At 55.7% G+C, this 10,419-nt stretch carries 15 protein-coding genes; 10 read left to right on the top strand and 5 right to left on the bottom strand.

Annotated elements, in window-relative coordinates:
- Window positions 1–158 precede the first annotated feature (158 nt).
- From cas6 to EST62_RS10435, 9 genes are all read left to right on the top strand, one after another.
- Window positions 159–971, top strand: a complete 813-nt coding sequence (cas6, locus tag EST62_RS10470) for a CRISPR-associated endoribonuclease Cas6 (protein ID WP_129052025.1) — start codon at window positions 159–161, stop codon at window positions 969–971.
- A gap of 143 nt (window positions 972–1,114) precedes the next feature.
- Window positions 1,115–1,573: a DUF2231 domain-containing protein gene (locus EST62_RS10465; protein WP_129052024.1), complete on the top strand. Its 459-nt coding sequence runs from the start codon at window positions 1,115–1,117 to the stop codon at window positions 1,571–1,573.
- Window positions 1,573–2,064 carry a GNAT family N-acetyltransferase gene (locus EST62_RS10460; RefSeq protein ID WP_167599308.1) on the top strand — a complete coding sequence of 164 codons (492 nt, stop codon included), beginning with the start codon at window positions 1,573–1,575 and terminating at the stop codon, window positions 2,062–2,064. The genes EST62_RS10465 and EST62_RS10460 overlap by 1 nt, the downstream gene beginning before the upstream one ends.
- 168 nt (window positions 2,065–2,232) lie before the next feature.
- Window positions 2,233–2,856, top strand: coding sequence for a LysE family translocator (locus tag EST62_RS10455; RefSeq protein WP_129052023.1), 624 nt, complete (start codon window positions 2,233–2,235; stop codon window positions 2,854–2,856).
- Window positions 2,857–3,168: 312 nt separating this feature from the next.
- A complete protein-coding gene (locus EST62_RS10450; protein WP_167599307.1) occupies window positions 3,169–3,411 on the top strand; it encodes a type II toxin-antitoxin system Phd/YefM family antitoxin in 243 nt (80 codons plus the stop codon).
- 239 nt (window positions 3,412–3,650) lie between these two features.
- Window positions 3,651–4,874: a D-alanyl-D-alanine carboxypeptidase family protein gene (locus EST62_RS10445; RefSeq protein ID WP_245153600.1), complete on the top strand. Its 1,224-nt coding sequence runs from the start codon at window positions 3,651–3,653 to the stop codon at window positions 4,872–4,874.
- A gap of 12 nt (window positions 4,875–4,886) precedes the next feature.
- The gene (locus EST62_RS10440; RefSeq protein WP_167599306.1) at window positions 4,887–5,213 is read left to right on the top strand and encodes a hypothetical protein; all 327 of its coding nucleotides are present in this window, start codon (window positions 4,887–4,889) and stop codon (window positions 5,211–5,213) included.
- A 7-nt stretch (window positions 5,214–5,220) separates the two neighbouring features.
- Window positions 5,221–5,352 carry a hypothetical protein gene (locus EST62_RS13905; RefSeq protein ID WP_256372369.1) on the top strand — a complete coding sequence of 44 codons (132 nt, stop codon included), beginning with the start codon at window positions 5,221–5,223 and terminating at the stop codon, window positions 5,350–5,352.
- A 47-nt stretch (window positions 5,353–5,399) separates the two neighbouring features.
- The gene (locus EST62_RS10435) at window positions 5,400–5,702 is read left to right on the top strand and encodes a Dabb family protein (protein ID WP_129052020.1); all 303 of its coding nucleotides are present in this window, start codon (window positions 5,400–5,402) and stop codon (window positions 5,700–5,702) included.
- A 219-nt stretch (window positions 5,703–5,921) separates the two neighbouring features.
- On the opposite strand, the gene EST62_RS10430 is transcribed toward EST62_RS10435, so the two are convergent.
- The 5 genes from EST62_RS10430 to EST62_RS10410 form a co-directional block, all read right to left on the bottom strand.
- Window positions 5,922–6,110, bottom strand: a complete 189-nt coding sequence (locus EST62_RS10430) for a 4Fe-4S binding protein (RefSeq protein WP_129052019.1) — start codon at window positions 6,108–6,110, stop codon at window positions 5,922–5,924.
- Between the two features lie 195 nt (window positions 6,111–6,305).
- Entirely contained in the window at window positions 6,306–6,494 is a 189-nt protein-coding gene (locus tag EST62_RS10425) for a 4Fe-4S binding protein (protein ID WP_129052018.1), read from the bottom strand.
- Window positions 6,495–6,628: 134 nt separating this feature from the next.
- Window positions 6,629–7,618 carry a PhoH family protein gene (locus EST62_RS10420; RefSeq protein WP_129052017.1) on the bottom strand — a complete coding sequence of 330 codons (990 nt, stop codon included), beginning with the start codon at window positions 7,616–7,618 and terminating at the stop codon, window positions 6,629–6,631.
- A gap of 19 nt (window positions 7,619–7,637) precedes the next feature.
- On the bottom strand, window positions 7,638–8,633 hold the full coding sequence (gene rfaD / locus EST62_RS10415; protein ID WP_129052016.1) for an ADP-glyceromanno-heptose 6-epimerase: 996 nt from the start codon (window positions 8,631–8,633) through the stop codon (window positions 7,638–7,640).
- 115 nt (window positions 8,634–8,748) lie between these two features.
- Window positions 8,749–9,168: an RNA polymerase subunit sigma-24 gene (locus tag EST62_RS10410; protein ID WP_129052015.1), complete on the bottom strand. Its 420-nt coding sequence runs from the start codon at window positions 9,166–9,168 to the stop codon at window positions 8,749–8,751.
- 183 nt (window positions 9,169–9,351) lie between these two features.
- On the opposite strand from EST62_RS10410, the gene hisC reads away from it, so the two are divergent.
- Window positions 9,352–10,419 carry a histidinol-phosphate transaminase gene (gene hisC, locus EST62_RS10405; protein WP_167599305.1) on the top strand — a complete coding sequence of 356 codons (1,068 nt, stop codon included), beginning with the start codon at window positions 9,352–9,354 and terminating at the stop codon, window positions 10,417–10,419.

Here is a 10,419-nt window from a genome sequence, read left to right as displayed (position 1 = left end):
TGACTTTTATGAATATATGTGCTCAATTATTACACTTTTATCTTTAACGAAGCAGAGCTTCGGGGAATATATCCCATAGAGATTTAAAAAAATATTCGTTTTCAACTGAATTTAATGCTGACGGAACATTGAAATGATAAATAAATAAATATTATTGTATGCGCATAAACCTAACACTGTCACACCGCAAGCCGTCAATCACCCTGCCGGTAAACTGTTTCCATCAGCTCTCCTCTCTTATCTATAATATCGTCGATCAAAGTTCCAGTGACTATGCCGAGCGGTTGCATGAGCAGGGTTATGTGTTGCGAAACCGGGCGTTCAAGCTTTTTACGTTTTCTCCGCTCTCTGTGGTCGGGAAAGGCCGCAAATGGCATTATCGGGATGATGGTACCATGAGTACCCGTGAACGTCTGTTGCAGTTTACTGTTTCCTCCCCGAAAAGTGAGTTCATCGAACATCTTGTCATCGGGCTTTTGCATCAGCCGATAGTGCGGGTGGGGCAAGAGCAGTTTCGTGTTGAAACGGTGAGGCGACTCGATCCCCCTCAATTCACGGCTGACATGCGTTTTGTTGCGCTCTCGCCGCTTGTGTGCAGCACGAAAAACGATAACGATCGATATATGCAGTTTCTTTTTCCAGGCGACGAGGAGTTCGAGCAAAAACTTGTTGCGAATCTTGCCCGAAAGTATGAAGCGTTGCACGGCAAGCCATATCCCGCGACTGAAACCTGTTGTCGCTTCACGCTCGACAACGAATACCTCGAACGACGGCAGGGGCGAGTGCAGAAGCTTGTTTCCGTCAAAGAGGGGAACCCCGACGAAACCATGGTGAAAGGTACGCTCGCCCCCTTCCGGCTCGAAGCGCCGCCTGCGTTGATGGAAATCGGCTACGATTGCGGCTTCGGCGAAAGGAACTCGCAGGGCTTCGGCATGGTGAAGCTCGACACCTATCACGCCAGTGGCTTGTGAACGCTGAAACGCTGCTCTCCTCCCCATGAGCCTTGCAATCAGCCCGTCATTTCCCGCGCCGCGCTTGCAAGGTAGCCGGTTGGCGTGTACATTTTTACAGAGACGTTCCGTACAATCTGTAAACCGCATTACTTTTTTTGCCCATGCCCCTCAAGTTTATCAAAGAGATGAAGCAGAGCTTCATGCTCCATCCCGTGGCGGCTCATTTCAGCAACGGGGTGATTCCTGTGGCCGTCCTCTACCTGCTGCTGTTTCTGCCGACCGGCAATCCCTTTTACGAGCGCACGGTGATTCATCTGCTCGTTGTCGTGCTGCTCGCCGTGCCGTTCTCCTTTTATTCCGGCATACGCGACTGGAAAACAAAGTACAAGGGGGCGAAGGCTCCGGTGTTCCAGAAGAAGATCAGGCTCTCGATCCTGCTCTCCGTGCTGTGCGTACTCGCCGTTTCGATCCGCGTCGCCGTGCCCGGCGTGATGCAGGAGGGCGGCCCGCTCGCCTGGATGTATGCCGCCGCGCTGTTCGCGATGCTGCCCACGGTCGTGCTGCTTGGCCATCACGGGGGCAAGCTTGCCGCCGGACAGCGTTCCGAGAGGTTCCGCTGATGGAGGTCGAACTACTGCCGGTTTCCGTGGACGACATGGCGGAGATGGCCGGAATTTTCAACCACTACGTCGAGCACAGCCTGGCGACCTACACCGAAACGCCGGTGAGCGTGGAGCGCTTCGAGGGGCTGATGAATTTCACGCCCGGTTATCCCGCATACGTAGCGCGTGATTCCGGTGGCTCGCTGGCGGGCTTCGGACTCTTGCGGCCGTACAGCCCGATTCCGGCGTTTGATCGCGCCGCCGAGCTGACCTGCTTTCTCGCCAGCGGATACACGGGCCGGGGGATCGGCACGGCCATCCTCGAAGCGCTCGAATCTGGCGCGGCGGAACTCGGCATCGAGACCATTGTGGCGACGGTTTCGTCGCTCAACGAGGGGAGTCGCCACTTCCACCTTGCCCGTGGCTTTGTCGAACAGGGGCGGCTCGTCGGCATCGGATCGAGGGGCGGGCGGCGCTTCGATGTCGTTTATCTTCAGAAGATACTGTGAGTTATCCGCGGCTATTACTTCGGCAATAAAACGCAACCGATGCTGTTGTAAGAAATTGGGCTAAAGCCCTTATTTATTATGCGTTATTTGCATACCCCGAACTGAAGTCCGGGGCAATTATTGAGAGTATAACGGCAGGAGCAATAACAGGTAAATAAACGCATCACCATGATCGACCTTCAGACGCTGCTTGTGTTCTTTCCGGCGGCGTTGCTGCTTGCGCTCTCGCCGGGGCCGGACAATCTGTTCGTGCTCGCGGAGTCCGCGCAGCATGGTCGTTCCGCCGGTCTCGCCGTGACCTTCGGTCTCTGCACCGGTCTGGTCGGGCATACGCTCGCGGTGGCGTTCGGTCTGGCCGCCATCGTCAAGGCGTCGGCAGTTGCTTTCACGGTGCTGAAGAGTGCCGGAGCGCTTTACCTGCTTTATCTCGCCCGGCAGGCGTGGCGGGCCGGGGCAGAGATCGGCGAGTCGAAAACGCCACTCCTCTCCGGCGGTGAGCTTTACCAGAGGGGGATCGTGATGAATCTCACCAATCCGAAAGTCTCGCTCTTCTTTCTCGCCTTTCTCCCCCAGTTCGCCGATCCTCGGCGGGGTTCGATGACTACGCAGTTCCTCGAACTTGGCGCGCTCTTCATTCTGGCCACGCTGATTGTGTTCGGTGGATTGAGCATGGTTGCCGGAGGAGTTGGCGAGCGCTTCCGCCGTTCACCCGCCGCGCTCCGGCTTGTCAACCGGGCCGCCGCCGCAGTGTTTGTGGCGCTGGCTCTCAGGCTGGCCAGCGTAGAACGCTGAACCACATCGGGCCGGTTTTGTCCGGCAGCTGCCGAGGACTCATCGTAGATTTCCACAGCGCACAAAATCACAATTGCTGGCAAAGAGAGGTGTTTAGGCGAGCCGCCCTCTTGCTGTTTTTCGATTGAACAGGGTGAAGCGGCATGGCGCTATTTTCATCTGACAGCCGCATTCAGGGGTATTCCTGATCCTCTTGCATGGCCGTGACTTGGCGGGTGGCACTTTTTTATGTTTTTATTTTGTACAAAATAACGTACCATAAAAAGTATGGCCATTGATATATTAAAATCGAGTCGTCGTAAAGAGATTTCAATGAACAGAATCGACCTTGTCAGTGATATCAGGCCGCTTTCAGAGTTCAGGGCCAACACGGCATCCCTCATCACGCAGGTCAGGAAAACCGGTCGTCCTCTCGTGTTGACCCAGCACGGTAAAAGCGCGGTTGTCCTGCTCGACGTTCGGCATTATCAGTCGATGCTGTCGGCGTGCGAACAGGCGCAGGGCTTGCAGACTGGCGCTGAAACTTCGGGCATGACGCGCGGCGAGGTGTCGTAAAAAGCGTGCGACAGCCCCCGATAAACCGCTTCTCAAGCCTTTTGAAATTGTTGTGTTCTGTTTGTATTATAAAAACTTAGTGCCCTATGTATAGTTCCGGCCATCAACGGCTGGAGTGATCGCCAACAGAAGAACGTTCAGCCATGTCAGCACATATCAAGGATTCCTGTGGCCCCCGGAAATGGGGTGCGGCCGGTGAAACGAATCAGCCTCATGGTCGTTTCACCGCCAAGAGAACAGTGCTTTTCGCGCTTCTCGCCTTTTTTGTTTTTGCGCTGATTCCGCTCACGGCTTCGGCCAGAAAACGCCCATCCCGCCACCAGCAGCCACCTCCCCAAGGCGAAGACGCGGTTGCCGCTTTTATCGTCAAGGAGACTGGCAGCAGCGATTTCCTGAAAATGAAGGGGATCGACAGATCGCTTTCGCCCGCGAGCCTGACCAAAATCATGACCTGTATGCTGGCCATCGAAAGCGGACGCATGGACGATGTGGTGACCATTCCGCTTGAGGCGACGCTGGTGGAGCCTTCCAGAGCCGGCTTCAAGCCTGGAGAGCGCGTCAGGTTGCGTGACCTGGTCAAGGCGGCCATGGTCAACTCAAGCAACGATGCCGCTTTCGCCATCGCCATCCATCTGGGTGGGAGCCTCAACGGGTTTGTGGCGACGATGAACGCCCGCGCTCGCGCTCTTGGCATGAGCAACACCTGTTTTACCAATCCTGCCGGCTATGACCGGGGCATCTATGCCGGGAACCGGACGACGGCCAGGGACATGGTGCTTCTGACGGAACGGGCTGTCAGGTCTCCTGAATTCAATGCTATCGCAAAGATGGACAGAGTCGTTTTCAGCGAACTTTCTACCGGCAAGCTCTACTCTCTCAGTACGCACAACAAGCTTCTTGAACGCTATCCATATACGGTCGGCATCAAGACCGGTTACACATCGATAGCGGGGCCATGCCTGATTGCAAGGGCGCTGAAGGATGGAAAGGATATGCTGGTCATTCTGCTTCACGCCAAAACTGATCGCTGGTCTCTGGCTTCTTCCATGTTCGAAGAGGGGTTTGGAGGCGTTGCCGCCGTGTCGAGTCGTCCGGCGGTTCGGGTGATGGAGCCGGTTACGGTATCCCGTCGCGTACCTCGGCGCAAGGAGGCTGAACCAACCCCGCAGACCTCTGCTTCGAGTGTTCTTGCCGAGCGGAACAGGGCGCTGGAAGCACTGCGGAGAAAGGTTGAGCGCCAGAGCGCTGCCAGAGCTGAAGAGGGAACGATCCGTTCAAGAAAAGATGAGTCTTCAGTAGATATATCTCCCGACCAGGCCCGCGTGGAGAAGCTGAAAGCATCTCTTGCGTTTATCAATTGCAGCCGCGTGGGGGAGATGGCGTTCAGGTCGCGAATTGGTGAACGCTCTATGACTGTGGCGCATTTCCTTTCGACGCATCCCGCTTGTGTTCCGAATTGCTGAAGGGAGCGGCAATTGAAAAGTGTCTATACCCATACCTTTGCGGTGCCCGAATCGTCGATCGACGGGTCTGGGAACGTCAACAATATCGAATATATCCGGTGGATGCAGGATGTCGCCACGGCGCACACCGCCTCCGGGGGCTGGAGCTTGACCGTTACCGGCAAAGCCGCGCCACCTGGGTCGTCCGCCGCCGACACGCCATCGACTATCTCATGCCCGGCATATGCCGGTGAACGCCTCGACCTGCACACCTGGATCGAATGGGTCACGGAGTGCCAGTCAATGCGTCGCACTCTGCTGACAAGGAGCGGGCCAGCATCGCGCGCTCGTCCGAGCTGAAACGTGGGTGTGCGTCGATCCGGAGTCGGGCCGTCCGAAGCGGGTGCCGGAATCCTTTATCGAGGCGTTCGATCTGGTTTCCGGCGGCGAGACTGAAGCGCTTCGCATCACCGGGAAACTTCCTCTTTCAGCAACCTGATTCGCGTTCCCGCCGCAGTTTACTTCCAACCCTGTTAAAACGTATCAATGGTCAAACATATCGTGATGTGGCGTCTCAAAGAAGAGGCGCATGGCAACACTGCAGAAGTCAATGCCCGCCTCATCAAGGAAAGGCTCGAAGCGCTTTCCGGCAGAATTCCCGGAGTGCTTTCAATCGAGGTAGGACTCGATTTCAGCCGTACTGACAGCTCCGCCGACGTGGTTCTCTATTCGGAATTCATCGATAAAGCGGCGCTTGAAACCTACCAGCGCCACCCCGACCACGAAGCCCTCAAGCCTTTCATAGGCGGAGCAACAAGCGAACGGCGGCTGGTTGACTATGAATGCTGAATCATGAATAGAGGAGGCAAGGCGAAGCCACTGATTAGTGGCTGGAAAATCGTCTTTATCTCTTCAACCTATTTGTCCCATACGACCCATAAGTCCTATAAGAATCATTCTCGCAAAGGCTTGCGTCATTCAATCTGCATCAAGCCATGCTTGCCGCAAACAAAAAAAGAGGCCGGTTGAAATGGCCTCTTTTTTTATGGAGCAAACAGGGAGTCTGAATCAGCCCTGAACGATGCACTCTGCCGGGCAGACGGCGACGCAGGCGGGAGCATCAGCAAAACCGGCGCACTCGTTGCAGGATGCGGCATCGATAACGTAGATCTCGCTGCCTGCGGAGATAGCGTTGGTCGGGCATTCGGGTTCGCAAGCACCGCAGTAGGTGCATTCTTCGGTGATATACAGTGCCATATTGACGACGTGCTTTGATAGTTATGAGAATAAAAGAACAATTTCAATCAATTCAATTAATATAAGCTTTTTTCAGGGCGGAAAACAAAAAAGTGATGATTATTTAAAGAAATGGGCGGGAAGAAAGGTGTTGCAGACCAAGCCCGGCGCTCGGAAAAAGCATTTCTCCGAGTGCCGGATCGGCGTGAGCAGCGACTACACCTTGAAAATGCAGTCAACCGGACAAACGGCCACGCAAGCGGCTTCTTCGTGATAGCCAACACAATCCACGCATACATCCTCGTCTATCACATAGATACTGTCGCCCGCGGAGATGGCGCTGACCGGACATTCCGGTTCGCAGGCTCCGCAGTAGGTGCATTCATCGGTAATACGGTGTGCCATGGTATTTCGGGTTTAAAGTGGATAAAACAGCTCCATAACGAATCAGCGCAGGCCTCTTACATCTATCCCTTCGTGAAAAGACCGATCATCATGGAGGGCGCGGCTCTGCCTCTCTTAAAACCTGGGCGTAAAGATCAAAGTTCCTCTTCTTTCGGCGCGCCGTGCCGATGCCCCTCTTCGTGGTGTTCGTAGGCGTTGATGATATCCTTGACGAGCTGGTGGCGCACCACGTCGGACTTGTCGAGAAAAACGAAGCTGATGCCCTTGATCCCCTTGAGTATTTTTTGCGCGTTCATCAGCCCTGACTCCATCTCTTTCGGCAGATCGACCTGCGTCACGTCGCCCGTGATGATCGCCTTGGAGTTGACGCCGAGCCGGGTGAGGCACATCATCATCTGCTTGCTCGATGCGTTCTGGGCTTCGTCCAAAATGATGAACGAGTTGTTCAGCGTCCGTCCGCGCATGTAGGCGAGCGGCACGATTTCGATGACGCGGCGCTCGGTGAGGAACTTGAGCTTTTCGGCGGTGAGCATGTCCTGAAGTGCGTCGTAGAGCGGTCGCAGGTACGGGTCGATCTTCTGGGCGAGGTCACCGGGAAGGAAGCCGAGGCTCTCTCCGGCCTCGACCGCTGGGCGGGCGAGCACGATGCGCTTGATTTTCTTGGCCTTCCACGCTGCTACCGCGATGGCGACCGCCGTGTAGGTTTTGCCGGTGCCCGCCGGGCCGATGGCGAAGAGGATGTCGTTGCTGGCGGCTTCGGCCACCATCCGGCGCTGGCCGTCGGTTTTGGCCTTGACGACGTAATCTTTCGTTTCGACGATCACGTCCTTGTCACCCGCAAGCGCCGCCGAGGGGCGGGAGACCGGCGAGAGGGCCAGGCTGACGAGCGCGTTGACGTCGTTTTCCAGCACTTCGCCGTGCTGGTCGGCTAGGAAGATCATCTCCCTGAAAATCTTTTCGATGGCGGTCACGTCGGGTTCATCGCCGCCGATCGTGATTTTCGCGCCGCGCGCATTGATGCGAATGTCGGGGAAGGCTTCACGAACTTTTTTCAGATAGCTGTCGTAAGGCCCGAAAATGATGACGGGTTCGATCCCTTCGAATTCGATCGTTTTTTCAGTCAAAGGTTTTCCTGGTTTGATATTACTGTCCAAGCGCTGATGTATCCAGATGCGGGGCCGATTTACTGAGGTGATTTTGCACGTAGTCGCGCACTCCCTCTTCGAGCGGCGTCATCCGCCCGGTGTAGCCCGCCTGCCTGAGATGGCCGGAGTCCGCACAGGTGTAGTACTGGTATTTGTCCCGAATCGTTTCGGGCATGTCGATAAACTCGATGCTGACGGGCCGCTCCATCGCTACGAAAGTCGCCGTCACCAGATCCCTGAAACTACGCGCCTCGGCGGTGCCGATGTTGAAGAGGCCCGTCGCCGATGGCGTTTCGAGCAGCCACTGCATGATTTTCGTGCAGTCCTTCACATAGACGAAATCGCGCATCTGCTCGCCGTCGGCGTAGCTTGGATTGTGCGATCTGAACAGACGCACCGAGCCGGTGTCGCCGATCTGGTGAAACGCCTTGAAGACGACGCTGGTCATGTCATCCTTGTGGTACTCGTTCGGGCCGTAAACGTTGAAGAACTTGAGGCCCGCCGCTTTTTCGAGGATGCCGTTCCGGAGCGCCCAGCAGTCGAACAGGTGCTTCGAGTAGCCGTACATGTTCAGCGGCCTGAGCCGGTCGAGCGCTTCGATGCCGTCGCTGTACCCTTCCGCGCCGTCTCCGAAGGTGGCTGCGCTGGAGGCGTAGATGAAGCGCGTACCCTTTTTTGCGCACCAGGAGGCGAGCATTTTCGAGTATTCGTAGTTGTTTCGCAGAAGGAGGTTGGCGTCCTGTTCGGTGGTGGAGCTGATGGCTCCCATGTGAATCACGGCCTCGATTGCGGGCAGCCGGTCATGTTCGAGCAGCGCTGGCAGGTCGTCTTTGTGGATGAAGTCAGCGTAGCGGAGGCTGCGGAGATTGAGCCATCTTCCCTCGGAGGCCTTGCCGAGGTCATCGACGATCAGCACCTCTTCGGCGCCGTTGCGGTTGAGCTCCCAGAGCATAGCGCTGCCAATGAAACCAGCGCCGCCGGTAATGATTATCATGCAAAAAAGGTCAAATGGTTTACAGGCCAAAAAAATATACGTTCGCCTCGCGGGAAAAGCAAAAGGCCAGCCCTTGCCGGGACTGGCCTTTTAACGAGAAGTATGCGGAGAATTTTCAGGCGGACGCTCTCATGAGATTGTCGTGCGCGAAGAACTTTCGGCCCCAGAAGAGCCAGAGCCTGACTGTTTCTACCGGCTTGCCGATGATATCCGAAATCTGGGCGTGTCTCATGCCGGTCAGCTCAGACAGGAGCACCGAAAGCTTTATGTCTGCGGCCCACTGCTTCAGGGAGTCGATCAGGCCGCCATTGCTCCCCGTGGTTTCGTGTATATCGAGATCGGCACTTTGTCCGTAAGCATCGAGGTAACACTCTCGAAAAGTTTTCAGCACTTCGGCTTCTGGCGCTTGCAGATCAGCATTCAGACAAGTGTTGCTTACCAGCTCGTTCGATGCTTTCTCGCTGCCGGTCATCCAGTAGGCAAGGCTGTATATGTCGTCGATCAGGTCCAACGGGGTTTTCTTGATCTCTATCATGGTAGCTCCTTGTTTGTTTGCATAAAGAGGATAATTTTTGTCCTGTTTTAATGTAGTGAAAAATAATTCCCTGTCCAGTTTTTTTTCATGAAAAATGCAAAAAATCGTTTCTTGGATGGTGTTACACTCAATGTTATAATCGCACACAACTTTTCGACGTCGAAAACCGGAAAATCAATCACCATGAAAAGAGATCTCAGAGCCATGCTCAATCCCGCCCTGGAGCATATCGAAACCTACAGGGTCGAGGGTGGCCAGGAGGCCGAGGTCAAGCTGAACCAGAACGAGAACCCGTTCGACCTGCCTGGATGGCTCAAGGAGAAAATTCTCGACCAGTTCCGCCAGGAGCCCTGGAACCGCTACCCGGACATTCTGCCCTACCGTGGCATGGCGGCGTATGCGTCGTTTGTCGGCGTTTCGCCGGAGTCGGTCATCATGAGCAACGGCTCGAACGAGATGCTCTACACCATCTTCATGGCCTGCGTCGGCGCGGGCAGCAAGGTGCTCATTCCCCAGCCCTCGTTCTCGCTCTACGAAAAGCTCGCACTCCTGTTGCAAGCCGAGGTGGTGGAGGTCCCGGTGCGCGACAATCTCGATTTCGATGTCGATGCGATGATCGAAGCCGCCGAACGCGAAAAGGTCGATTTTATCGTGCTTTCGACACCGAATAACCCGACCAGCAAATCGCTGTCGCACACCGAGATCGAGCGCATCGTCGAGGCTGCCGACGCCATTGTGCTGGTTGACGAGGCCTACGTCGAGTTTTCGCGTGAGCAGTCGGCGCTCGACCTGATTGACCGTTACCCGAACCTCGTCGTGCTGCGCACCATGTCCAAAGCGCTCGCGCTGGCCGGAATGCGCATCGGCTTCGCGATCGCCAATCCTGAGCTTCTCGCTGAAATCTCCAAGCCGAAGATTCCCTTCGCATCGGGCAGGTTGGCCGAAATCACGCTTCTCGACGTGCTCGAAAACTACTCGCTCGTGACCGACGCCGTGAAGTATATCCTCGCCGAGCGCGAGCGCATCGAGGCGGAGCTTGCCGGAATCCTCGGCGTCGAGGCGTTCGAGAGCGATACCAACTTCATCATCATCCGCGTCGCTAATGCATCCGAGGCGTTCAAAAAGCTGAAAGAAGCCGGGGTGCTGGTGCGCAACGTTTCGGGCTACCCGCTCATGGAGAATTGCCTGCGCTTCAACGTCGGTCTCAAAGAGGAGAATGACCGCTTGCTGGCGCTGCTGAAAAGTCTCTGA

This window comes from Chlorobaculum sp. 24CR (genome assembly GCF_004118635.1).
In the GTDB taxonomy this organism is placed as follows: Bacteria; Bacteroidota; Chlorobiia; order Chlorobiales; family Chlorobiaceae; genus Chlorobaculum.
This window is presented reverse-complemented; position numbering and strand designations above follow the sequence as displayed.